Genomic DNA, 23495 nt, shown 5'->3' with positions numbered 1-23495 from the left:
AGCGAGCAACCTGTAACGGAAATCAACTACATCTTGTAATTACTTAAAAATAAAACTGACGAATAACTCTTGGAGGGAATATTAGATGAAATTACGTGAACAAATGCCTGAACTTGATGGTGCAACAACTTGGTTGAATGAAGAAGTAACAAAAGAAGAGTTGGTTGGAGAAAAAGCAACCTTGATCCACTTCTGGTCCGTAAGCTGCGGACTGTGTAAAGAAGCGATGCCGGATGTTAACGAGCTTCGTGATGAATATGAAGATGATCTAAACGTAGTGGCTGTTCATATGCCTCGCTCTGAGAATGATTTAGACATGAGTGTTATCGAACAGATGGCGATCGGGCATGATATTACCCAGCCGATCTATGTAGACAGCGAGCATAAATTAACGGATGCTTTTGAGAATAAATACGTCCCTGCGTACTATGTGTTTGACAAAGAAGGAAAGCTTCGTCACTTCCAAGCTGGAGGAAGCGGAATGGACATGCTTCGCAAGCGCTTGAACCGTGTATTAAACGAAGAAACAAAATAAGGAGATGATTTTATGAATACCATTCAAGAAGTATTAAATCGCCAAGTAGCGAACTGGAATGTATTGTTTGTGAAACTACACAACTATCACTGGTATGTAAAAGGACCTCACTTTTTCACGCTTCATGAAAAGTTTGAAGAGCTGTACAACGAAGCCGCAACGAATATTGACGAACTCGCTGAGCGACTGCTCGTTCTAAAAGGGACACCAGTTGCAACGATGAAAGAATATTTAGAGTTGGCGACAGTAGAAGAAGCAAAATCTAATGAATCAGCAGAAGTTATGGTTCAAAACGTTATTCGCGATTTCGAACTTTTAATCGCAGAAATTAAAGAAGGAATGGAAGTCACTGAGCGTGAAGGTGATGAAGTAACACATGATATGTTATTATCCGTTCGTGAAAGCCTTGCAAAACATAACTGGATGCTACGTGCGTTCGTGAGCTAAATGATTTTTTCAAGAGTGACTTCGGTCGCTCTTTTTTTGTCTAAATAATATATCTAAAAATTATAATTATTCTGCAATTTTAACGAAGCTTATGCTAAAATTTAAGAATGGACCAAATTATTCCAAAAGGAGGACAAACATGAAAAAGGGAATTGCGTTATTTTTTATACTGATTCTTGCCTTTTCACTAGCAGCATGTGGTCAGAAGATTGAGACTCCATCTGAAAAGAAAGAAACGGGTGACAAGAGTGCTTCTTTAAATCTTGATCAGATCAGTATTGTAACAGGTGGGACAGGCGGTACATATTATCCACTTGGTGGTGAGATGGCGAAGATCGTGAAAGATGAGTTGGATGTTGAAGCAAACTCTCAAGCTTCAGGTGCATCTGTTGAGAACATGCAGCTGCTTCAAGATGGTGATGCTGATGTAGCGTTCACACAAACAGATATCGCTAGCTATGCAGTTGAAGGCAAAGAAATGTTTAAAGAAAAAGTTGAACAAGTAACAGGGATCGGGACATTATATCCTGAAACGATTCAGATCGTAACATTAAAAGAAAGCGGAATCAAGAGTGTTGAAGATCTGAAAGGTAAAAAGGTTTCAGTTGGAGCACCAGGTAGTGGAACGTTTGCGAATGCTGAACAAATTCTAAAGATTCATGGTCTGACAATGGATGACATTGATGCGCAGCATCTGTCGTTCGATGAGTCTACTGAAGGAATTCAAGATAAGAATATCCAAGCAGCTTTTATCACAGCAGGAACGCCTACAGGTGCTGTTGATGCATTATCCGCTACGAATCCTGTAACGATCGTACCGATTGCAGATGACAAGATTAAAGAGCTGATCGAAGCTCATCCGTATTATATTGAAGATACTGTTAAGAGTGGTACTTATAAGATTGAATCGGATGTAAAAACGGTAGCCGTTCTTTCGATGCTAACTGTTCGTAAAGATATGGAAGACGATGCCGTGTACGCGATCACAAAAGCAATCTTTGAAAACACGGATAAGATTAGTCACGCAAAAGGAGAGCTAATCTCCGCAGAGAATGCAGTAGAAGGAATGGGGATTGATTTCCATCCTGGTGCTAAAAAGTATTTTGAAGAAAAAGGAATCTTAAAATAAGAGGTGTCAAACATGGACTAAAAGATTATTTTTTAGTCCATGTATTCTTATGAAGAAAATTTTTGTAAGCATCTTGGGTTTAGTGATCTTAATCATGTTTTCAATGGTGCCTTTTTTCAATTCCGTAGTGATTGAGGACGGAAAGACAGGAAAACTGTTAGCATATTTTTATGCAAAAGAAGGCAGTGAATTCAGTATTGAATACATACACTCGATCCATAAAACACCGGTTCGTGAAATCTATCAAGTTCATCAAGAAGAGATCCTTCAGACCGAAATGAGGTTTCAGGAATTTGGAGTGGGCATGCCATCTGGTGCAGCTGAAGGGGAAGTTTTTGAACATAAAGGTGAGAGCTATATTTTATCTAACATGAAGAGAACGTTTCCTTCATTAGATATTCGAATCGGACAGATTATAGCCAATCATACACTTCTTCTAAAAGGTAATAGGTATCCCTTCTCCAAAATAAGTGGAAAAGGGTCTTGGGTTTCAATAAAAGCAGAAAAACTGAACGTATGGCAAAGGTTGATAGGAGGGAAAAAACTTGGATAAGAACAAGCATAGCGAGCGTGAACAAATTTCAGATCAAGCTGTGCAAGAACTAATGGAAAAGTACGACCCAGAAGCAGGCTTTCGTAAATTAAAAGGTGTACTTTATTGGATCACACTCATCGGTTTGATTACTTTTTCATTATTTCAGCTCTATACAGCTATTTTTGGCGTATTGCCCGCACAACTGCAAAGAACGATCCATCTAGGCTTTGCGCTCACGTTAATCTTTTTGCTATTTCCGGCTTCTAAAAAGAAAAAAGAAGGTCAGCCACTTTTTCAAGTCGCTTGGTATGATATGATCTTGGCTGTTCTATCGATAGCCGTCGGATCCTATTGGTACCTGTTCATGGATGACCTTGTTATGAGGGTAGGGCGATTAACGACTCAAGATTTCCTAATAGGTGTGCTCGCGATCATACTCGTTTTAGAAGCAACAAGAAGGGTCGTTGGGCTGCCGATCACGATCATAGCAGGTCTATTCTTGGTGTACGCGTATATGGGACCTTATATGCCAGGCTTCTTAGAGCACAAAGGGTTGACGATCGAACGGATCGTAAGGACGATGTTCTTTACAACAGAAGGTATCCTAGGAACACCGCTTGCGGTTTCATCCACGTATATTTTCTTGTTTCTTCTATTTGGAGCCTTTCTCGTTAAAACGGGAGTGGGCGAATATTTCAATGATCTATCCATCGTTATCGCAGGAAGACGAGTCGGCGGACCTGCTAAGGTAGCTATTTTCTCCAGTGCTCTTCAAGGGACGATCAGTGGAAGCTCGGTAGCTAACGTTGTAACTTCCGGGGCTTTTACCATTCCGATGATGAAACGATTAGGTTATGATAAAAACTTTGCTGGTGCAGTCGAGGCAGCTTCTTCCACAGGTGGTCAAATCATGCCTCCTGTCATGGGTGCGGCAGCGTTTTTAATGGTTGAATTCATCGGAGGTGGTATCACGTATTGGGATATCGCCAAAGCTGCTGCCATTCCTGCGGTACTATACTTTGCAGGAATATGGATCATGACGCATTTTGAAGCAAAAAGAATTGGTCTTAGAGGGTTATCTCGTGAAGAGATGCCTGAAACGAAAAGAGTTATTAAACAGGTGTATTTGTTAATTCCAATCTTTGTGGTTATTCTCTTGCTTATGAGTGGTATGAGTGTAACAAAAGCTGCACTGTGGTCAATCGTGAGTGCGATCGCGGTAGGCATGTTCAATAAGAAAACTCGCATGGGACCGAAGCTCTTTTTTGAAGCTCTAGCCGATGGTGCGAGAACCGCTCTTGGTGTTGCAGCGGCTACAGCAGCGGCAGGTATGATCGTCGGAGTGGTTACGGTAACTGGTGTCGGTCTTAAGATGGCGAACGGTTTGCTCGAATTATCAGGTGGTTACCTCATCCCGACATTGATTTTAACGATGATCGCATCGCTCGTGCTTGGAATGGGATCGCCGACGACTGCGAACTATGTGATCACATCAACGATTGCTGCACCAGCTATTTTATTGTTTGGTGTTCCTGATCTGTCCGCTCATATGTTTGTCTTTTACTTTGGAATTATCGCGGATATAACACCTCCTGTGGCACTAGCAGCCTTTGCAGCAGCTGGGGTTTCCGGCGGTGAACCGATACGAACCGGAATACTGTCATCAAAACTGGCCATTGCAGCTTTTATTATTCCTTACATTTTCGTTATCTCTCCACAGCTCATGTTGATTGATACAACATGGACAGAAGCCATTTGGGTGATCTCGACAGCATTTGTAGGAATGATTGCCATTGGTGCAGGAATGATCGGCTATTGGATGCGACCTCTTTCTTGGTTAGAAAGAATCGCAGCCGTTGTGGTTGGTTTCTTGCTGATCTATCCAGAAGGCATATTCAGCGCGATCGGTCTTGCAGCGTTCGCTCTTATGCTTGGAAGTCAATATTGGCTTCTGAAGAAAGACAACACACAAGCACCATCATCACCAGCGGTTTAAAAGATGATTTTCTCAGAGGCAATTGTGTCTCTGAGCTTTTTTATGTGTGCAAAGTTTAAAAATTTCAATGTGGGTAAAAGATTGTAAGGTTATACATCTCGTATTTATGATACAATCAGTAAGTATGCATTTTTGTAGGATACGGATTTGAATATATGTATGTAGGCTGATAGAGATAGGATGGTCAGTTATATATAAAAAGGAGAGATATCCAAATGATTACGGTAACTAACGTTGGTCTTCGCTACGGCGACCGCAAGCTGTTTGAAGACGTTAATATAAAGTTTACACCAGGAAACTGCTATGGTTTGATTGGTGCGAACGGTGCGGGTAAATCTACATTCTTAAAAATCCTTTCTGGTGAGATCGAAGCACAAACAGGTGACGTTCACATGACTCCAGGCGAACGTCTAGCCGTATTGAAGCAGAACCACTTTGAATATGAAGATCAAGAGGTTATGCAGACCGTTATCATGGGTCACGCTCGTCTTTATGAAGTAATGCAAGAGAAAGATGCGATCTACATGAAAGCTGATTTCTCAGACGAAGACGGAATCCGTGCTGCTGAACTTGAAGGTGAGTTTGCGGAATTAAACGGTTGGGAAGCAGAATCTGAGGCTGCAATCCTTCTTAAAGGCCTTGGCATTAAAGAAGATCTTCACACGAAGAAACTATCCGAACTAACAGGTTCTGAAAAAGTAAAAGTATTGCTTGCTCAAGCTCTTTTCGGTAAGCCGGATGTTCTTCTTCTGGATGAGCCGACGAACAACTTAGACTTACAAGCGATTCAATGGTTAGAAGATTTCTTGATCAATTTTGAGAACACAGTAATCGTCGTATCCCATGACCGTCACTTCTTAAACAAAGTATGTACGCACATGGCTGACCTTGATTTTGGAAAGATTCAAATCTATGTTGGTAACTATGATTTCTGGTATGAGTCATCTCAATTAGCACTTCGTATGGCACAAGATCAAAACAAGAAAAAAGAAGAAAAGATCAAAGAGCTTCAAGCGTTCGTTGCACGATTCAGTGCGAACGCATCTAAATCAAAACAAGCTACTTCACGTAAGAAGTTACTAGATAAAATCTCTTTAGATGATATCCGTCCTTCTTCTCGTAAATATCCGTATGTGAACTTTGGCATCAATCGTGAGATCGGGAATGACCTTCTACGTGTTGACGGTTTAACGAAAACGATCGATGGCGTGAAAGTACTTGATAACGTAAGCTTTATCATGAACAAAGACGACAAGATCGCTTTTGTAGGTAAAGAAGAGATCGCCATCACAACTCTATTTAAAATCTTAATGGGTGAGATGGAAGCGGACAGCGGAACATACAAATGGGGTGTAACAACGTCTCAAGCGTACTTCCCACGCGATAACTCGAAATACTTTGATGGAAGCGAGCAGACTCTTGTTGACTGGCTTCGTCAATATTCTCCTGAAGATCAAACTGAAAGCTTCCTTCGTGGATTCCTAGGACGTATGCTCTTCTCAGGTGAAGAAGTAATGAAGAAACCGTCTGTATTATCTGGAGGAGAGAAAGTTCGTTGTATGCTTTCTAAGATGATGCTAAGCGGATCAAACGTGTTAATCATGGATGATCCTACGAATCACTTGGATCTAGAGTCCATCACAGCGTTGAACAACGGATTGATCAGCTATAAAGGTTCATTGATGTTCACATCACATGACCATCAGTTCGTTGAAACGATCGCCAACCGTATTATCGAGATCACGCCTAAGGGAATTCTTGATAAGCAAATGTCTTATGATGAATACTTGGCGAATGACGAGTTGAAAAAGCAGCGTCAATTGATGTATCAATAAAACAACGAAGGAGTGTTAAGTCTGATTTTAGATTTAGCACTCTTTTTTTGTTTGGCTACTTGTTTAAAAAGTGAGGAGAAATGATGGAACCATTTACTGAGAATGTTATTAAAGTTATCAAAAACATACCGAGTGGCTGTGTCATGTCCTATGGACAGATTGCCCGCGTAGCTGGTAATCCGCGAAGTGCTAGACAGGTCGTCCGTATCCTCCACTCTATGAGTAAAAAACATGATCTGCCTTGGCACCGTGTAATCAATGGAAAAGGAGAAATCGGCATTCAAGATGAGGAATTATTTTTTACACAAAAATCACGATTAGAAAGTGAAGGCGTGCAATTTAAAGGGAAAAATAGAGTGGACATCGAAACTTACAGATATTCGCCAGATTGCGAAGATACTATTTAATCACCAATTACAGGGAGAATTGACAGATGCTGATGAAACAGATTCCGGTAATAAAGGTAGCAGAGTTAAGGGATAAAGAAACGATCCATAATCTTATGCAGTTTTATTTTTATGATTTCTCAGAGTATATTGATCTTCAAGTGAACGATAATGGAGTTTTTGGCCAGTATGCGTATCTAGATAACTATTGGGAAGAAAGTCGCCGTTTTCCTTATCTGATCCAAAAAGAAGGCAAGCTAGCAGGGTTTGTATTAGTAAGCGAAGTACAGGAGTCTAACAATCCTTACTGGTCGATCTCTGAATTTTTTATCATGAAAAGATTCAGGCTTGATGGTTTGGGGAAACTGGCAGCCTATCAGATATTTGAAAAACATAAAGGGGATTGGCAAGTTTCTCAAATAGAAGCGAACAAACCTGCACAGACGTTTTGGAGAAAAGTGATAGGTGAATACACTGGGAAACAGTATACAGATCGGAAGGAAGAGGGAAGAGTCATCCAATCGTTCTCCAATACAGTAATTTAGAAATGATGTGCGATTCTATCAATGGAATCGCTTTTTTTATTGCGATAAAACGGTAGAAAGTTTGACTTTTTTTTAATAGGGCAAAATAGGAGAGGAACTACTATCATTTTAAGTAGGTCCAAATAACCGTTTTTTTTATACTTCTGAGGGGATGTACACATGTTTAGATTGAACCTGTTAGATAATTATTTAAAGAAATATACAAAAATGTCCGAGAGGGAACTATCACATACCGTTCAATCGAATATGTGGTTTACTCCCGTTCTTTATGTCTTGTTTTCTGCACTACTCGTTACGGCCACGTTAACAACAGATCTAAAGTATGACTTAGGCAATCAGATGCGTCCTTTTTTTGCAGTGGATTATGATCTCACACAAAATTTAGTAGGGACGCTTACCGCAGCCACGCTAACTCTGACCACCTTTACCTTTAACTTAATTCTTGTTGTGTTTACGACGTTTTCTGGACAGTTTTCTCCTCGTATGTTGAAAAACTTTATAGCTAGTAAGTCAACTCAGCGTGTTCTAGGGATATTTACCTCAAGTTTTATTTATATGTTGTTGAGTTTTTTATTTTTGAACAAAAGAATGGCTGAATACTATTTTGCTGTTCCGTTGGTAGCAGCAATCATTGCAGCCTTTGCGATGGGAACGTTTATCTTTTTTATCAATCATGCTGTCGCTTGGCTTCAAGTGAACCAAATGACATATGATATGAAGAATGAAGCATTATCTATCGTGAAAAGTACACTAGAGGATGAAGTGGATCCTTATAAAGTAAATGATTTAACGACGGTGAACAGTGAAATATGTGAGGAAAACGGTAATGAGATTAAAGCTCGCAAATCGGGATTTATCCAATTGGTGGATTTCATCTCCATCATGAAAGAAGCAGAACGAGATGATATCGTCATACGTTTGGAGTATGCGATCGGAAGTTATGTATATGCTACAACACCTTTTGTTACTTATTGGAAAAAAGGTGAGAATGAAATAGACGAAGAAAAATATTTGTCACTCATTAGTATTGGAAGAAGGCAAACGGAAGTACAAGATATTGAATTTAGTATTAATAAGCTTGTAGAAGTTGCGATCAGATCTCTAGGAAATAATGATCCAAAAACAGCGATTAACTCTATTTATCAATTAGGTGAAGTTCTTACTACAATTTCACGAGGATCTATATTCTCAAAGTATCTGGTAGATAAACAGAATAATCTGCGCGTCGTTTTACAAGAACGAGATTTTAGCCATTATTTATACAACGGTTTTGGATATATTCGTCACTATGCGAAAGATAACGTGATCGTGTGTACGGAGATCTTGAAAGTTCTGGATTTGATGGCAAAATCCTTAAATAAGCGTGATTATAACCCAGTCTGGGAATTTGGGGTACTAACCGCTAGCGGGTTAGAGAATCATTTCTTATTCGCTCTGGATTATCAACAATTTCACAGAGCACTGCAAAATCTTTCTGTTACGACCAAACATGAAAAAGAATATGAAGAGTTCTTGTTTAAAAGTAAACAACCATAAACCAAGAAAAGCCCGGTATAAGTACCGAGCTTTTTTATATGGAGCGCAATGCGTTTTGAACGTCAGCAGCCGAATGAAACGGCTTGTCAAGTTGGAGCATTTTCCGAAGAATTGATTTTAAAGGAAGTGATATTTCTAATTCATCTTCCCAGCTCAACTCTTTTTTTGACTGAGGCACGTAAGAAGAGTATAGAAGAAAGAGTGCAAAATGACCGAGAGCAAACAAGTCGCTTTCCACTTTAACAGCCCGCATCCGAAGTTTCTCAGGATGATCATTCGGATCTTCAACCTCTTGGTGTTTGTCTGATAAATAACAAGCAAGTCCAAAATCAATCACGGTCAGTTTGTTATCACGTTGTATGATATTTGGAATACGAAGATCTCGATGTATGATCCCTTTCTCGTGAAAGCGCTCAGTTATGTTTAGAAGCTCTAGCAGAATCGCGATCGTTTCTTCTTCGTTATACGTTTGATTGTCACGAAAAATTAGATCTTCGAATGTTTCTCCCTTAATCCACTCCATAGCAATAAAGTGACCTTGTTCATCTTGAAAGGTATTCAATAGCTTCGGAACGGGGTGTTGATGCAGCGCTTCTAAAATCTGAGACTCTCTTTGAAAAGAGAGAAGCCCAGCTGTGGTTTTGGCTTTTGTGTTCCTCAGCTGTTTTAAGACGATGATCTCTTCTGTTTGCCGATCGAGTGCTAAATACGTAATACCGTAGCTGCCCATTCCAAGAACTTCTTGGATAAGATATCGCTCATGAATGAGATGCCCAGCTTTAAAAGGTCTGTCCCATAACGTTCTTTGCAGACCTTTCCAAAGTTCAGTTATCATTTGGTTTTATCTTAACTCAGATTAGGAGCTAAAGAAGCTGCTTCTCTTTTTCTTTTTATAATGCTTGTGTCCATATCCACCATAATGCTTCTTGCCAAAGTCACTGCTGCTGTATTTCTTGTAGCTTTTCTTATATTTGTAGCCAGAGCTGCTGTACTTTTTATGGCTGCTGTGTCCCAATAGTGATTTTAATAGTTTCTTTAACATGAAAAATCATCTCCTTTGAAGATACTTGTTAAATCTTATTCGTCCTTTTCAAGCATTATCCTACTGTACGTACTTTTAAACAAAAAGTTTCAAAGAGAAGGGGTCTGACCCCAAACAATTTATTTCCCGCAACAATTTCCTTGTTTTTGTCTAGAAAGTTTTGTTAAATTTAGAGAGGTATATCAGAACGTTTACAAAAATGATGTTTTTTGTGAGGTGTTCAAGGAGAGGGGTTCTTCGTTTCATGTTGGAATATAGTGTTGCAGCTTTATTGCCTTTATGTTTGCAGCTGCTTTTTAATAGAGTATTGTTTACTAAATATTTACCTTTAGGGATTACGATCGTTATTATGATTTTTGGTTTTGATGGTTTGAATCAACCGTTGCCTCTCCAAATCGTGGCTGTAGTTTCTACGATTGTTGGCTTTTTTCTTGGTCTTAAAATTTATAACAAACAAAAAAGAAAAGTAAAATAAAAAAAGACGTCACCTTCATGAGGTAGACGTCTTTCTTTTTGTATGAATAATGGTTTCTTTTAAGAAAAGTACGAGCATGGTTAACACATACAGTGTAATGATGCCAAGTCCGGCTTTATCTAAGTGAACAAGTTTTAGAATGACTGAGCTTAAAATCGTGATGTACAAGGCACCTAAATACTTTTGAATCTGTTCACTGGAATAGATGGTTGTCAGTTTGGCTCCTAGCTGAGTGCCTACAAGGGCGCCTAATATAAGTAGAAGACCAAGTTTATAATCAATCTGAACACTTGATGCGTAAGTTAAGAAACCAGCACTTACAATGAAAAACACACTGACTAAGCTCGTCCCAACAGCTTTTCTAGAAGGAAACTTCAGTAAAGAAATGAGCATAGGCACCATTACGAATCCTCCGCCGACTCCTAATGTCGTAGAAATAAATCCTCCTGTAAATCCAATAAAAACTGCTTTTGGCCAAGAGAAGTAGATCTCGGTAGTGCTTTGCGCTATATTCTTGCGTTTTGTTTGCTTATAAAGCAGGGAAAGAGCAAAGTAGGCAAGAAGAACAATATAAAATAATGGGATGATCGTATCGTCGTAATCCATCTTCTCTAACCATACTACAAGTGGATGCGCGACCTGTGTGGCACCGATCCCGATAATCCCTAGAACACCAGCAGTTTTCCATATAATATTCTTAAATCTCAGATGAGCAGCAACTCCTGAAACACTTGTCCCGATAGAGTACATGAGACTCGTTCCAATCGCAGACAGAGGCGGAATGCCGAAAAGAATGAGGACGGGTGTTAGAATAAAGCCGCCACCAATTCCAAAAATGCCTGAAAAGATACCGATGCATAAACCAAGCAGTATATAAAAAAACTCCATTTTAAAACTCCTTTAAGGGGACACGCCTTCTACAATTTTTCTAAAAATCATGGTATTGCTAGTGGGAAATGGGGTCTGACCCCAAACAATTTATTTCCCATCTTGCGCCTACCTTTGAGTATACCACTTTACTTTCTTTCCAGAAACTTCTGCGAATATTTGTTCGTAATTATTAGGTTTTGGATAAGGGCTGTGCTATAATTTGAGTAACCAGAATTTAGGAACGGAGGTTCGGTTTTGTGAGTCAAAGTCAATTGTTCGAAATCAAATCAAACTATCAGCCACAAGGGGATCAGCCCGCAGCGATCAAACATCTTGTGAACAATATAAACGCAGGAAAGAAGAGTATGACCCTGCTTGGTGCGACCGGAACAGGGAAGACGTTTACGGTCTCAAATGTTATTCAGGAAGTAAACAAACCGACTCTTGTTATTGCTCATAACAAAACATTAGCCGGACAGCTTTACAGTGAGTTAAAAGAATTTTTTCCGAACAACGCAGTTGAATATTTTGTTTCGTATTACGATTATTATCAGCCAGAAGCATACATCGCACATTCTGATACGTATATCGAAAAAGATGCAAGTATTAATGATGAGATCGATAAACTTCGCCACTCGGCTACCTCATCACTTTTTGAACGAAAAGACGTTATTATTGTGGCCAGTGTTTCATGTATTTATGGTCTAGGTTCACCTGAAGAGTATAAAGACATGGTGATCTCCTTAAGAGAAGGAATGGAGAAAGACCGTGACCAGCTTTTACGTGACCTTGTAGATGTTCAATACAACCGAAATGATATTAACTTTACTCGTGGTACGTTCCGAGTTAGAGGAGATGTCGTGGAAATCTTCCCAGCCTCACGAGACGAACATTGTCTTCGTGTGGAGTTTTTTGGTGATGAGATCGACCGCATTACGGAAGTGGATGCACTAACAGGTGAAATTCTTGGTGAACGTAAACACGTTGCCATTTTCCCTGCTTCCCACTTCGTAACACGTGAAGAGAAGATGAAAGTAGCGATCAAGCGTATTGAAGCTGAACTTGAAGATCGCCTAAAAGAATTGAATGAAGCTGGAAAACTGTTAGAAGCTCAGCGTCTTGAACAGCGTACAAGATACGACCTGGAGATGATGGCGGAAATGGGGTTCTGTTCAGGGATCGAGAACTATTCTGTTCATCTGACTCTAAGACCATTAGGTTCAACGCCATACACACTTCTAGACTATTTTCCGGATGATTCACTGATTGTTATTGATGAGTCCCATGTTACTCTCCCGCAGATTCGTGGAATGTTTAATGGAGACCAAGCGAGAAAAGGCGTCCTTGTCGATCATGGATTCCGACTGCCTTCCGCAAAAGATAATCGTCCGTTAACGTTCGATGAATTTGAGCGTTACACAAAGTTTCAGCACATTTACGTATCAGCAACACCTGGTCCGTATGAGCTCGAGCACGCACCTGATCCGGTTGAGCAGATTATTCGTCCAACAGGGCTCTTGGATCCTACACTAGAAGTCCGTCCCATCAAAGGTCAAATCGATGATTTACTAGGGGAGATCAACGAAAGAATCGAGAAAAACGAACGAGTTCTTGTTACAACGTTAACGAAAAAGATGTCTGAAGATCTTACCGATTATTTTGTGGAGCTCGGCATAAAAGTTCGATACCTGCATTCAGAGATAAAGACGCTAGAACGGATTCAAATCATACGCGATCTGCGTCTTGGTGTGTTTGATGTACTCATCGGCATTAACTTGCTGCGTGAAGGGTTAGATATTCCTGAAGTTTCTCTCGTTGCCATTTTAGATGCAGATAAAGAGGGATTCTTACGTTCAGAGCGTTCGTTGATCCAAACAATTGGTCGTGCTGCTCGTAACTCAAACGGTCACGTTATTATGTATGGAGATAAGATTACAAAGTCCATGCAGATCGCGATTGATGAGACGCAGCGCAGACGACAGAAACAGATGGAACACAACGAAAAGCATGGAATCACGCCGACAACGATTAAAAAAGAAGTGCGTGATGTGATTCGTGCGACTCAAGCTGCCGAAGATACAGAAACGTATACAAGTTCAAAAGCTCCTAAGCAAAAGATGAGCAAGAAAGATCGCGAAGCGTTTATCGAGCGTATGGAAAAAGAGATGAAGGATGCTGCAAAGAACCTTCAGTTCGAGCGTGCAGCAGAGCTTCGTGACCTCATTCTTGAGTTAAAAGCGGAAGGATGATAGCAGTTGGCTACCAATCAAAACATAATTGTAAAGGGTGCTAGAGCCCATAATTTAAAGAATATAGATATTACGATCCCGCGTGATAAGCTGGTTGTTTTAACCGGCTTATCTGGTTCGGGTAAATCTTCACTTGCTTTTGATACGATTTATGCAGAAGGACAGCGCCGTTACGTTGAATCTCTCTCTGCTTATGCCCGCCAGTTTCTCGGACAGATGGACAAGCCCGATGTGGATTCGATCGAGGGGCTGTCACCTGCTATTTCAATCGATCAAAAAACAACGAGCCGTAATCCTCGCTCAACAGTAGGTACGGTTACTGAAATCTATGACTATCTACGTCTTCTATTCGCACGTATCGGTCGACCGGTATGTCCTGTTCATAACGTGGAGATCACTTCCCAAACGATTGAACAAATGGTTGACCGAATCTTAGAATATCCTGAGCGTACAAAACTTCAAATTTTAGCACCTGTTGTTTCCGGTCGAAAAGGAGAACATGTTAAAGCGCTTGAAGATATTAAGAAACAAGGGTATGTTCGTGTTCGAATCGACGGAGAGATGCGTGAAATCTCTGAGGAAATTAAGCTTGAGAAAAATAAAAAACATACGATTGAAATTGTGATCGACCGTATCGTCGTAAAAGAAGGAGTAGCTACTCGTCTAGCTGATTCTCTTGAAGCGGCACTTAACCTTGGTGGAGGAAGTGTTGTCGTCGATGTTATGGAAGAAGAGGAACTTTTATTCTCGCAAAACCATGCTTGTCCTCATTGTGGATTTTCGATTGGTGAATTAGAACCACGTTTGTTTTCATTCAACAGTCCATTTGGGGCGTGCTCTTCGTGTGATGGTTTAGGAGTAAAGCTTGAAGTAGACCCAGAGCTCGTTATTCCAGACTGGAGTCGTACTTTACGAGACAACGCCATCGCACCTTGGGAACCAATCAGTTCGCAATATTATCCGCAGCTTCTTGAAAGTATCTGTAACCACTTTGGTATCGATATGGATGTACCCGTTGAATCTCTGCCAAAAGATCATATGGATAAAATTTTGAACGGAAGTAAGGAGTACCTTACATTCACGTACAAAAATGATTTTGGTCAAGTACGTAAAAATGAGATTCAATTTGAAGGTGTATTAGGCAACATTCAGCGCAGATACCGTGAAACGAGTTCAGATTATATTCGTGAGCAGATGGAAGGATATATGGCACAAAAGCCATGTCCAACATGTAAAGGACATCGACTGAAAAAAGAAGCTCTTTCTGTTTTAATCAACGGAAAACATATCGGTGAAACGACTGCTCTATCCATAACAGAAGCAAAGAACTTCTTCGATAACCTCGACCTGACAAATAAAGAACGTGCAATTGCGAAGCTGATTCTCCGCGAGATCGTGGATCGTTCAGGTTTCTTGATCAATGTAGGACTAGACTATTTAACGCTAAGCCGAGCTGCTGGTACGCTATCCGGCGGTGAAGCACAGCGTATTCGCCTTGCGACTCAAGTGGGGTCACGTTTGATGGGCGTTCTTTATATTCTTGATGAGCCGTCAATCGGCCTTCATCAGAGAGATAATGACCGACTGATTCGAACACTTGAAGAAATGCGTTCTCTTGGGAATACGTTGATCGTCGTTGAGCATGACGAAGATACGATGCTAGCAGCTGACTATGTTATCGATATCGGTCCTGGTGCCGGTGCACATGGTGGTGTGATCACATCACAAGGTACACCACAAGAGATTATGGAAGACCCAGCCTCACTGACAGGGCAATATTTGTCTGGTAAAAAGTTTATTCCTCTTCCAAAAGAAAGACGTAAGCCAGATGGAAGGTATATTGAAGTAAAAGGTGCAACAGAGAACAACTTAAAGAACGTTTCTGCTAAGATTCCATTAGGGTTGTTTACAGGAGTGACAGGTGTATCGGGATCTGGAAAGAGTACGCTTGTTAATGAGATCCTGCATAAAGCTCTTGCACAAAAGCTGCACCGTGCAAAGGACAAGCCTGGTGCTCATAAGTCTATGAAGGGTCTAGAACATATTGATAAAGTTATTGATATCGACCAGTCTCCAATAGGCAGAACGCCACGATCGAATCCAGCGACATATACGGGAGTATTTGATGATATTCGTGATGTGTTTGCATCAACGAATGAAGCGAAAGTTCGTGGTTATAAAAAAGGACGCTTCTCCTTCAACGTAAAAGGTGGGCGTTGTGAAGCATGCCGTGGGGATGGAATTATTAAAATTGAAATGCATTTCTTGCCGGATGTATACGTACCATGTGAAGTTTGTCATGGTAAACGATATAATAGAGAAACGCTAGAAGTGAAGTATAAAGGGAAAAACATCGCTGACATCTTAGATATGACGGTGGAAGATTCTGTTGAGTTCTTTGCCAACATCCCTAAGATCAATCGGAAGCTTCAGACTATTCTTGATGTAGGTCTTGGTTATATTAAGCTTGGTCAATCGGCTACCACTCTTTCTGGAGGAGAAGCACAGCGTGTGAAGCTTGCGTCACAGCTTCATAAGCGTTCTACAGGGAAAACGATCTACATTCTAGATGAACCAACAACTGGTCTTCACGTAGATGATATTTCTCGTTTGCTTGTCGTTCTTCAAAGACTTGTAGATAACGGAGATTCTGTACTTGTTATTGAGCATAATCTTGATGTCATCAAACAGTGTGATCATTTAGTCGACCTTGGACCTGAAGGTGGGGATAAGGGCGGTATGATCGTTGGTACTGGTACGCCAGAGGAGTTAGCTGAAATCGAAGCTTCTCACACCGGCCGTTATCTTGCTCCAATCTTAAAACGAGATAAGAAACGTATGACTGGAAAGATTAAAGAAAAAGAAACGATTAAATAGACTATTAAAACAATAGGTTATTAAAGAAAGGAGGGTGAAAATATTTCACCCTCCTTTTTCTACTAAAAGTGAAGAGTTGGGAGGAAAGGAACAATCCCATATGCTCCAACCATTTTGTACTAAATAATTGAAATAGGATTTTTATGCTATGAAATGGTGAAGGAAGAAAGCGGAAAAAATACACCTTCTCTTTTTAAGAAAAGGTGCATTTGAATATTAATTTCTATTTATATTTTTCCTCTGAAGAAGAAGAATTTTTTGTACCTTTTTTGTCCTTCTCTTCACGCTTTTCTTGTTTAAGATCTTCCATCGGAATGGGATCAACGTTTTGCTCACTCTCAAATTTATCAAACAAGCTTTGTTGATCTGTTTTGTATTGTTCAGGATTGTCCATTTTGCCTTTTTGATTCTTTTTTACATCAGCCATAATAAATCACTCCTGTCTTAGTTATATATCCATTCCTTTTTCATGGTTTTCTTAAACAAAAACTCCCCAAAACGACAATTTTCGTATAAAATAGATAGTGTTTTTATTTCCATATCTTAGAAAGAAGCTTGTAAATTACATAGTTTATTACAATTACGATGAATGACCCAAAAAGGCCGGCGAGAATTCGGTCACTTACGGTAAGTTCTATAGCATCTTCAGTCATAACGCCGAATATAATGCTAGTGATCATTAGTATAGCTAATACTATTAAAAGAATTTTTAACGTTCGAATCTGTTTCAATGGTAGTTGCTCCCTTGGTTGTTTTTGTCATTATGATACGGAATTTTAGAAGTTATGTCGAATGGCTATAGAGATAAAGGAAGATTGTTTAAAGGGGTCGAAGTAAAAAAGGCACGTGCCTTTTGCTTGTAGTCCCGTTAGTTATTGTTTTAATAAAGCAGGAGGTCTTGTTTCATGAAGGAAGGCTCGAAAAAAGCAATTTCTGCACTATGTTATTTTAGTCTGTTTTTCGCACCATTTTTATTTCCGATCGCTGTATACCTAATCGCAGATGAGCCTGAAGTGATGGAGCACGCAAAAAAATCATTTTTGTCCCATCTATTGCCCATTATCGCTGTTCCATTAGGTATTATTATCATTTTTGAAACGCAATATCATCTAGTCGCTATTATTATAAGTGCACTCATTTTTGGAACGCTGACATTAATTGTGATGATCTGGAATATTGTTAAAGGGATAAAGGTAATCGTCTCATAATCTATTTTGTACAAGTAATACCGGAAAGTCTCAGTCATCTTAGAATCAGCCGACGCCGGTGACGGAACCCCAAAAAGGAGGCGTCAATGTATGGAAGAACGCAAAATGATTTTAAACATGCTGAACGAAGGTAAGATCTCAGTTGAAGAAGCGGAGAAACTTTTGTATGCCCTTAATGATAAGAAGAAGCTGCAGCTGAGCTCAATCAGTTCTCTCAACCTAAAAAAGAAAGCTGTGAATGGTGCTACCGCAGTTAAGCTGCCGACTTCTGGTTATAAAGTGGCAAAGTTTTTAGACCGTGTTGTAAAGCGTATTAAGACGGTTGATTTTGACTTGAATTTCGGACCTTCTGAACCTGTTCACTATGTCTTTCAAGATAGTCATGTTATGTTTCAGGCGATGGACGTTGAAGTATACAACGGTTCAGTAACGGTCGTTCCATGGGATCGAAAAGACGTGCAAGTAGAGTGCGATGCACATGTTTATAAAGTGCCAGAAGGATCTTCAGCGAAAACGAAATTTAGAAATGAAACGTTCTATGATTGTGATGCCACAAAGTTGCGCTTCTATTCTAGAAATAAGCATCAAAAGGTAAACGCCGTAATCTCTATTCCAAGAGAAGCTTATGATGAGATAAAGATTACAACGTTTAACGGACCTGTAAAAATAAGTGATTCTCATGCAAAAACACTGACAGTTAAAACGACTGTAGGAGCGATTGCGATGAACCACTGTACGGGGGAGAACGTTAAAGCATCTGCTGCTAATGGCTCATTAACGCTTAACGATTGTCAGTTTAAAGATGTAGAAGCAGAAACGATGAACGGACCTGTACGCCTTTCAGTAGATGCTTCACAAGTCCGGTCAGAAACCATAAATGGTTCAATCTACTGCCGTTTTGCTTCATCGGTTGAAGGGTATGCATCTTTTAAGACGGTGACGGGAAAAATAGAAACAGAATTCCCAGAAACAGTAGAGCTTGATGCCGTTCTTAAAACAATCGTTGGCGGATTTGTTTGTGATTTTGAATCTGTTGAGGTCCGAGAAGAAAAGAAAGAAGTGACTCGAAAGTTTCTTTCTTTTATAGCGAACGGAGATAAGGGCTGGCCGTCTTTTAAATTGGAGGCGGAGGCAAAAACAGGCTCTGTTGTGGTGTTAAAAGCGAAATAGAGGTGACTTACATCATGAAAAAACTTAAAAGATCGAACGATGCTAAAATTTCAGGAGTTTGCGGTGGAATTGCAGAGTATATGAATGTTGATCCGACGGTTGTCCGATTAGGAACAGTTGCACTGGCCCTGTTTACAGCGGTTATCCCAGTTGGTTTAGCTTATATTATCGCACTAGCTGTCATGCCGGAGGATGGCGTATAAAATGGTGAGCTGGTTCGCTTCTTTATTGATTAACACGATTGCGCTGATGGTAGTAGCAGGGTACTTTGATGCTTTTCATATAGAAAACATCAGTGCAGCATTATTAGCCAGCGTTTTGTTATCACTGTTTAACGTTTTTCTAAAGCCGATCCTGGTCCTGTTGACATTGCCTGTGACTATTTTCTCTTTAGGATTATTTTTAATCGTCATTAACGCAGCACTATTATCGTTAACGGCAGAATTGATGGGAAGCTCGTTTAACATTGATGGATTCGGCATGGCATTACTCGCTGCACTCATCATTTCACTTCTGAATATGTTCCTGACGAATTTTGTTTTGGAGCCTTTAAGAAAGAAGCGGAAAAGAAACTAAAGTAGCAGTTTTATTTATTGAAATAAGCATCTTTCTTACAAGCTTGAAAAAACCGGTGGATTTTCACCGGTTTTTCTTTTTTAAAAGTCTGTTTTCATATTCATTGTTGCTTTGAAAGTAGTTGATTTCCGTTCCAGGTTGCTCACTTTCCGCGGGGCAAGCGGTAAGCCACATTCGTACGTTTCACTCTTAAGTGTCTCAGCTGTCTAGTTGCAGTGGCTAGCCCCTCGAGGTCAAAAGTTAAACGGTCAAGAAGGCAAATTGCGGCCTTCATAGACCGTTCAACTTTTGCTTGTCGGGGCTGAACGAGCCACTTCCTCTTTTCAAACTGCCCGCCTGTCCCGCAGGAGTCTCGCACCTTCCACTACAATCAAAAGTCAAAGAAGAAAATAAAAAACACTTTAAAGCAACGATCTTTTAGAAAACAACTTTTTAAATTTAAAATGGTGATAATTAGGTTTCATTTTGCATGAAAGAAAGAATGGTCATGCCTACCTCTCTGAGTGTTTTCGTTTAATACTTTCTTTGTTCATCACAATCAAATCAAAATGCCCCTTTAAAACTAGAGAGTGTTGACGGTTGTTTATTATCATCTGGTATAACCCATAATTACTTAAGTTCTTGTTATTTTTTAAGCAACTCTGTCAGGGATTGGAGCGGAAGGGTACTGACTCCTGCGGGACGAGTGGGTCAGGTGAGAAGGCGTGATGCGGCAAGGGGCTCACCGCCCGCCTCGCGGAAAGCATGTACCCTGGAGCGGAGATCCCCCCATCCAGGTATGCTTTTTAAGTAACCTCCCTAACAGAAGCATCATCCGGTTTCCATATTTTATATTTTATAGTAATATTAAGGTATTCTGTTTGAAAGAAAGGACCTCAAGTGACCTGTATGCCAACATTTAATCTGTAATGGAACACAATTTAGATCGCTTCTCAACCGTTAAGAAACAACGTGTTTCTGACCTCGGGAGAAGTCTGTCTACAACCCATTACAGAGGAAATACAGCGAACTGCAGTCCGTTATAACGGGTAACATTGCGTTCAAAGCTCTCCTTGTATTAGGGGAGCTTATTTACGTACTGCAAGAAATCAAATAGAAGTTGTATTTCTTCACTACTACATTTTTAGAGGTGAAGAAAAAATGCAGATACAACAATTTGCTTTAGCACTCCATCAACAAATGAGAGCGGACACGGTAAAAAAACAGTGCAAAATGTGCGGGAAAGTTACGACTTTTACAGATACGACCATACAGAGACACAACGCAAATGGAAAGAACATCTATCAGTTTTCGATTTATAAATGCCCGAAAAATCATTCTTGGAACAAAAAGCTCAACATTTATAAATCGTTCACAGAGCATGTCGATCCCCTATCGATTGTTCCTACATCATTTATAGAGATAGAGCCCGGTAAGAAGATTACCTCCTTGAAGAGAGGGGATTCTTTATGCGAAATAAAGATAACATCAGTTAAAGGGAACTTTCGAATTGATCGCACACTTGCAGACCACATTGAAGGGTGGAGCAGGACAGAGATCGCTCAACACATAAAAACAGGGAAGATTCTGTTAAACGATTGTTTAACAAAACCAAGTCAAAAGCTCTCCGTTCATGATAAGATTTTTATAGATGTGAAATAAGAACAATAATCATTTACCGTTTGCTTCGAACTCGATCAAACGGCATTTTTTTTAGAAGGAGCTGAGAATCTTGCAAACAGAAAGATTAAAATTCCGACCGTATACGACAGAGGATTTTTCGTTTTTTGCATCATTATGGGCAGATCCTGATGTCGTTCAATTCATCGGGAAAGGGGTAACTCGTTCAGAAGAAGAAGCTCGAAAAAGCTTTGAAGAATGGCTTCTTCCTGGATATCGTGAGGGCAGAGGATTGTTTCTGATCGAACATAGGGAAAGTCTAGTTCCGATTGGTCACGCAGGTATTGTGCAGCAAACGATCGATGGGAAGAAAGAATTCGAGATCGGCTATTGGCTGGCGAAGGAATATTGGGGAAGCGGCTATGCAACAGAGGCTGCAGTTCACTTCAAAAGTTACGCTGTTCAGGAATTAGGAATTTCGCGCCTGATCTGCTTGATTCAGCGGAAAAATAATAAGTCTATTTCTGTTGCTTCTCGAATAGGGATGACCCTCCATAAAGAAACAACGTTTAATATGATACCTGTTGATGTTTACAGTTGGGAGGAAAGTGAGAAATAAGCTCATAGTAGTCTTTGGTTAATCCGTGGTTGAAGTGATACAATAGAATCATTGAAAAATGTCGAGGAGGACCCAATGGCTAAGGTACATATTCATGAACTCATAAAGAAATTCCATCTAGAGCTTGTTAGTGGTGAAGAAGGGATTCACCGCACGATTCGAACGAGCGACATCTCACGGCCAGGTCTAGAGATGGCTGGTTATTTTACCTTTTATCCAGGTGAGCGACTACAGCTTCTTGGGAAAACAGAGCTTTCGTTTATTTCAGAGCTCGATCCTGACACACGCATGGAGCGTTTAACAGCACTTTGCACGGATGAGACACCGGGAATCATCGTTTCTAGAGACATCGAAGTCCCTAAAGAACTGCTTAAAGCTTCTCATAAAAGCGGAGTGCCGATCATGCGTTCACCCGTTACTACAACGCGTTTATCCAGTCGTATCACGAATTATTTAGAGAGTCGTTTAGCGCCAACGACTGCTAAACATGGTGTATTAGTAGATATTTATGGGATCGGAGTTTTAATCACAGGTAACTCTGGTGTCGGGAAAAGTGAGACAGCGCTTGAACTTGTAAAACGAGGGCACCGGTTAGTAGCGGATGATTCGGTTGAGATCAGACAGGAAGATGAAGATACGCTTATCGGAAGCGCACCTGAACTCATACAGCATCTTCTTGAGATTCGAGGTCTTGGCATCATCAACGTGATGACGTTGTTCGGTGCTGGAGCGATCCGCAACTATAAAAAGATCTCAATCGTTATGAATCTGGAAGCTTGGGATTCTAAAAAAGTCTATGACCGCTTAGGTTTAGAAGAAGAGACAACAAAGATCATTGATACGGAAATACCGATCTTAACGATTCCTGTTCGTCCTGGACGAAACTTAGCGGTCATTATTGAAGTCGCAGCGATGAACTTCCGTTTGAAGAGAATGGGCATGAATGCCGCACAGCAATTCTCAGACCGTTTGACTGATGTAATTGAAGCTGGAGATGAAGAAGACCTATAAGAATGTGAAGGAAGTGTAGACTGTGGAAGAAACGATTCAACCTCTAAATCGTGTAGCACTCGAGTTAGGGCCGCTCACGATCTATTGGTACGGACTTATTATTGGGTTTGGCGCGATGCTTGGCCTTTGGCTTGCGGTAAGAGAATCAGAGAGACGCGGGCTTGCTAAGGATACGTTCGTTGATGTAGTCATGATCGCAGTGCCAGTGGCTATTTTATGTGCAAGGCTTTATTATGTAGCGTTTGAATGGGATTTTTATAAAGACCATCCAGGAAAGATCCTTGCTGTATGGGAAGGCGGAATCGCGATTCATGGTGCGTTGATCGGTTCGTTCTTAACGGCACTCGTTTTTTCAAGAGTCAAGAAGATCTCGTTCTGGAAACTTGTTGATATCGCAGCACCTAGCATCTTGCTCGGTCAGGCGATCGGACGCTGGGGCAACTTCATGAACCAAGAGGCTCATGGCGGGGAAGTGACACGAAACTTTTTAGAATCACTCATGCTGCCCGACTTTATTATCAATCAGATGTATATTGACGGCACTTATTATCACCCAACTTTTCTCTATGAATCACTTTGGAGTTTCATAGGTGTTATCGTCTTGCTTTATTTGCGCCGTGTTAACCTTCACCGAGGTGAATTGTTCTTAACATATATTATTTGGTATTCAATTGGACGTTTCTTTGTAGAAGGTCTTCGTACGGACAGTTTGATCGTTTGGGGAACTTCTCTTCGTATCGCACAAGTGGTGAGTTTGATCTGGATTGCAGCAGCGGTGATCATCTGGATCTATAGAAGAAAAGCAGGATTGGCTAAACAACGATATCTAGAAAGTTAAAAGGAGGCGAATGAAAA

Annotated in this window: 25 protein-coding genes; 20 read left to right on the top strand and 5 right to left on the bottom strand. The window is 40.4% G+C overall.

Annotation, left to right across the window (positions count from 1 at the left end; translation table 11 throughout):
• Nucleotides 1–85 precede the first annotated feature (85 nt).
• The 9 genes from ACNJYY_RS18270 to ACNJYY_RS18230 all read left to right on the top strand — a co-directional run bounded on the left by ACNJYY_RS18270 (nt 86) and on the right by ACNJYY_RS18230 (nt 8944).
• Entirely contained in the window at nt 86–535 is a 450-nt protein-coding gene (locus ACNJYY_RS18270; RefSeq protein ID WP_066397740.1) for a TlpA family protein disulfide reductase, read from the top strand.
• A 12-nt stretch (nt 536–547) separates the two neighbouring features.
• Entirely contained in the window at nt 548–982 is a 435-nt protein-coding gene (locus ACNJYY_RS18265) for a Dps family protein (protein WP_416729544.1), read from the top strand.
• 139 nt (nt 983–1121) lie between these two features.
• On the top strand, nt 1122–2111 hold the full coding sequence (locus tag ACNJYY_RS18260; RefSeq protein ID WP_416729543.1) for a TAXI family TRAP transporter solute-binding subunit: 990 nt from the start codon (nt 1122–1124) through the stop codon (nt 2109–2111).
• A 94-nt stretch (nt 2112–2205) separates the two neighbouring features.
• Complete coding sequence (locus ACNJYY_RS18255) at nt 2206–2664, top strand: DUF1850 domain-containing protein (RefSeq protein WP_416729542.1); 459 nt, start codon at nt 2206–2208, stop codon at nt 2662–2664.
• Nucleotides 2665–2716: 52 nt separating this feature from the next.
• Nucleotides 2717–4642: a TRAP transporter permease gene (locus ACNJYY_RS18250; RefSeq protein ID WP_416731904.1), complete on the top strand. Its 1926-nt coding sequence runs from the start codon at nt 2717–2719 to the stop codon at nt 4640–4642.
• A gap of 215 nt (nt 4643–4857) precedes the next feature.
• A complete protein-coding gene (locus tag ACNJYY_RS18245) occupies nt 4858–6477 on the top strand; it encodes an ABC-F family ATP-binding cassette domain-containing protein (RefSeq protein WP_416729541.1) in 1620 nt (539 codons plus the stop codon).
• Nucleotides 6478–6560: 83 nt separating this feature from the next.
• On the top strand, nt 6561–6884 hold the full coding sequence (locus ACNJYY_RS18240) for an MGMT family protein (RefSeq protein WP_416731903.1): 324 nt from the start codon (nt 6561–6563) through the stop codon (nt 6882–6884).
• A gap of 26 nt (nt 6885–6910) precedes the next feature.
• A complete protein-coding gene (locus ACNJYY_RS18235) occupies nt 6911–7408 on the top strand; it encodes a GNAT family N-acetyltransferase (protein WP_416729540.1) in 498 nt (165 codons plus the stop codon).
• Between the two features lie 159 nt (nt 7409–7567).
• Nucleotides 7568–8944, top strand: a complete 1377-nt coding sequence (locus tag ACNJYY_RS18230) for a DUF2254 domain-containing protein (RefSeq protein ID WP_416729539.1) — start codon at nt 7568–7570, stop codon at nt 8942–8944.
• A 34-nt stretch (nt 8945–8978) separates the two neighbouring features.
• Here the strand turns inward: ACNJYY_RS18230 and ACNJYY_RS18225 are convergent, their stop codons facing one another.
• Nucleotides 8979–9779 (bottom strand): serine/threonine protein kinase, encoded by an 801-nt coding sequence (locus ACNJYY_RS18225; RefSeq protein ID WP_416729538.1) that lies wholly within the window; start codon nt 9777–9779, stop codon nt 8979–8981.
• Nucleotides 9780–9800: 21 nt separating this feature from the next.
• Nucleotides 9801–9986, bottom strand: coding sequence for a hypothetical protein (locus ACNJYY_RS18220; protein WP_066397726.1), 186 nt, complete (start codon nt 9984–9986; stop codon nt 9801–9803).
• Nucleotides 9987–10230: 244 nt separating this feature from the next.
• Between ACNJYY_RS18220 and ACNJYY_RS18215 the strand changes: the two genes are divergently transcribed.
• On the top strand, nt 10231–10461 hold the full coding sequence (locus ACNJYY_RS18215) for a DUF2198 family protein (protein WP_186320436.1): 231 nt from the start codon (nt 10231–10233) through the stop codon (nt 10459–10461).
• 15 nt (nt 10462–10476) lie between these two features.
• Here the strand turns inward: ACNJYY_RS18215 and ACNJYY_RS18210 are convergent, their stop codons facing one another.
• The gene (locus ACNJYY_RS18210) at nt 10477–11349 is read right to left on the bottom strand and encodes a sulfite exporter TauE/SafE family protein (protein ID WP_416729537.1); all 873 of its coding nucleotides are present in this window, start codon (nt 11347–11349) and stop codon (nt 10477–10479) included.
• 239 nt (nt 11350–11588) lie between these two features.
• Between ACNJYY_RS18210 and uvrB the strand changes: the two genes are divergently transcribed.
• Nucleotides 11589–13580, top strand: a complete 1992-nt coding sequence (uvrB, locus tag ACNJYY_RS18205) for an excinuclease ABC subunit UvrB (RefSeq protein ID WP_416729536.1) — start codon at nt 11589–11591, stop codon at nt 13578–13580.
• Between the two features lie 6 nt (nt 13581–13586).
• Complete coding sequence (gene uvrA / locus ACNJYY_RS18200; RefSeq protein WP_416729535.1) at nt 13587–16457, top strand: excinuclease ABC subunit UvrA; 2871 nt, start codon at nt 13587–13589, stop codon at nt 16455–16457.
• A gap of 223 nt (nt 16458–16680) precedes the next feature.
• On the opposite strand, the gene ACNJYY_RS18195 is transcribed toward uvrA, so the two are convergent.
• On the bottom strand, nt 16681–16884 hold the full coding sequence (locus ACNJYY_RS18195; protein WP_416729534.1) for a hypothetical protein: 204 nt from the start codon (nt 16882–16884) through the stop codon (nt 16681–16683).
• A gap of 103 nt (nt 16885–16987) precedes the next feature.
• Nucleotides 16988–17188, bottom strand: coding sequence for a hypothetical protein (locus tag ACNJYY_RS18190; RefSeq protein WP_416729533.1), 201 nt, complete (start codon nt 17186–17188; stop codon nt 16988–16990).
• A 174-nt stretch (nt 17189–17362) separates the two neighbouring features.
• Between ACNJYY_RS18190 and ACNJYY_RS18185 the strand changes: the two genes are divergently transcribed.
• The 8 genes from ACNJYY_RS18185 (at nt 17363) to lgt (ending at nt 23478) form a co-directional block, all read left to right on the top strand.
• Complete coding sequence (locus ACNJYY_RS18185; protein WP_416729532.1) at nt 17363–17665, top strand: hypothetical protein; 303 nt, start codon at nt 17363–17365, stop codon at nt 17663–17665.
• A 90-nt stretch (nt 17666–17755) separates the two neighbouring features.
• Nucleotides 17756–18835, top strand: a complete 1080-nt coding sequence (locus ACNJYY_RS18180) for a DUF4097 family beta strand repeat-containing protein (protein WP_416729531.1) — start codon at nt 17756–17758, stop codon at nt 18833–18835.
• Nucleotides 18836–18849: 14 nt separating this feature from the next.
• On the top strand, nt 18850–19038 hold the full coding sequence (locus ACNJYY_RS18175; protein ID WP_137791660.1) for a PspC domain-containing protein: 189 nt from the start codon (nt 18850–18852) through the stop codon (nt 19036–19038).
• 1 nt (nt 19039) lies between these two features.
• Nucleotides 19040–19411: a phage holin family protein gene (locus ACNJYY_RS18170; protein ID WP_416729530.1), complete on the top strand. Its 372-nt coding sequence runs from the start codon at nt 19040–19042 to the stop codon at nt 19409–19411.
• Nucleotides 19412–20551: 1140 nt separating this feature from the next.
• Nucleotides 20552–21052 carry a cytoplasmic protein gene (locus ACNJYY_RS18165; RefSeq protein ID WP_416729529.1) on the top strand — a complete coding sequence of 167 codons (501 nt, stop codon included), beginning with the start codon at nt 20552–20554 and terminating at the stop codon, nt 21050–21052.
• A gap of 70 nt (nt 21053–21122) precedes the next feature.
• On the top strand, nt 21123–21629 hold the full coding sequence (locus tag ACNJYY_RS18160; protein ID WP_416729528.1) for a GNAT family N-acetyltransferase: 507 nt from the start codon (nt 21123–21125) through the stop codon (nt 21627–21629).
• Between the two features lie 75 nt (nt 21630–21704).
• The gene (gene hprK / locus ACNJYY_RS18155) at nt 21705–22640 is read left to right on the top strand and encodes an HPr(Ser) kinase/phosphatase (protein WP_144698052.1); all 936 of its coding nucleotides are present in this window, start codon (nt 21705–21707) and stop codon (nt 22638–22640) included.
• Nucleotides 22641–22662: 22 nt separating this feature from the next.
• Complete coding sequence (lgt, locus tag ACNJYY_RS18150) at nt 22663–23478, top strand: prolipoprotein diacylglyceryl transferase (protein ID WP_191752311.1); 816 nt, start codon at nt 22663–22665, stop codon at nt 23476–23478.
• Nucleotides 23479–23495 lie beyond the last annotated feature (17 nt).

Source organism: Fictibacillus tiangongensis, from assembly GCF_048083785.1.
In the GTDB taxonomy this organism is placed as follows: Bacteria; Bacillota; Bacilli; order Bacillales; family Fictibacillaceae; genus Fictibacillus.
Note: the sequence above shows the minus strand (reverse complement) of the source record. Positions and strands in the feature narration are given on the sequence as shown.

Coding starts and splice junctions, on each gene's coding strand:
- ACNJYY_RS18270 (WP_066397740.1), top strand. CDS start 86: ATGAAATTACGTGAACAAATGCCTGAACTTGATGGTGCAACAACTTGG.
- ACNJYY_RS18265 (WP_416729544.1), top strand. CDS start 548: ATGAATACCATTCAAGAAGTATTAAATCGCCAAGTAGCGAACTGGAAT.
- ACNJYY_RS18260 (WP_416729543.1), top strand. CDS start 1,122: ATGAAAAAGGGAATTGCGTTATTTTTTATACTGATTCTTGCCTTTTCA.
- ACNJYY_RS18255 (WP_416729542.1), top strand. CDS start 2,206: ATGTTTTCAATGGTGCCTTTTTTCAATTCCGTAGTGATTGAGGACGGA.
- ACNJYY_RS18250 (WP_416731904.1), top strand. CDS start 2,717: ATGGAAAAGTACGACCCAGAAGCAGGCTTTCGTAAATTAAAAGGTGTA.
- ACNJYY_RS18245 (WP_416729541.1), top strand. CDS start 4,858: ATGATTACGGTAACTAACGTTGGTCTTCGCTACGGCGACCGCAAGCTG.
- ACNJYY_RS18240 (WP_416731903.1), top strand. CDS start 6,561: ATGGAACCATTTACTGAGAATGTTATTAAAGTTATCAAAAACATACCG.
- ACNJYY_RS18235 (WP_416729540.1), top strand. CDS start 6,911: ATGCTGATGAAACAGATTCCGGTAATAAAGGTAGCAGAGTTAAGGGAT.
- ACNJYY_RS18230 (WP_416729539.1), top strand. CDS start 7,568: ATGTTTAGATTGAACCTGTTAGATAATTATTTAAAGAAATATACAAAA.
- ACNJYY_RS18225 (WP_416729538.1), bottom strand. CDS start 9,779: ATGATAACTGAACTTTGGAAAGGTCTGCAAAGAACGTTATGGGACAGA.
- ACNJYY_RS18220 (WP_066397726.1), bottom strand. CDS start 9,986: ATGTTAAAGAAACTATTAAAATCACTATTGGGACACAGCAGCCATAAA.
- ACNJYY_RS18215 (WP_186320436.1), top strand. CDS start 10,231: ATGTTGGAATATAGTGTTGCAGCTTTATTGCCTTTATGTTTGCAGCTG.
- ACNJYY_RS18210 (WP_416729537.1), bottom strand. CDS start 11,349: ATGGAGTTTTTTTATATACTGCTTGGTTTATGCATCGGTATCTTTTCA.
- ACNJYY_RS18195 (WP_416729534.1), bottom strand. CDS start 16,884: ATGGCTGATGTAAAAAAGAATCAAAAAGGCAAAATGGACAATCCTGAA.
- ACNJYY_RS18185 (WP_416729532.1), top strand. CDS start 17,363: ATGAAGGAAGGCTCGAAAAAAGCAATTTCTGCACTATGTTATTTTAGT.
- ACNJYY_RS18180 (WP_416729531.1), top strand. CDS start 17,756: ATGGAAGAACGCAAAATGATTTTAAACATGCTGAACGAAGGTAAGATC.
- ACNJYY_RS18175 (WP_137791660.1), top strand. CDS start 18,850: ATGAAAAAACTTAAAAGATCGAACGATGCTAAAATTTCAGGAGTTTGC.
- ACNJYY_RS18170 (WP_416729530.1), top strand. CDS start 19,040: ATGGTGAGCTGGTTCGCTTCTTTATTGATTAACACGATTGCGCTGATG.
- ACNJYY_RS18165 (WP_416729529.1), top strand. CDS start 20,552: ATGCAGATACAACAATTTGCTTTAGCACTCCATCAACAAATGAGAGCG.
- hprK (WP_144698052.1), top strand. CDS start 21,705: ATGGCTAAGGTACATATTCATGAACTCATAAAGAAATTCCATCTAGAG.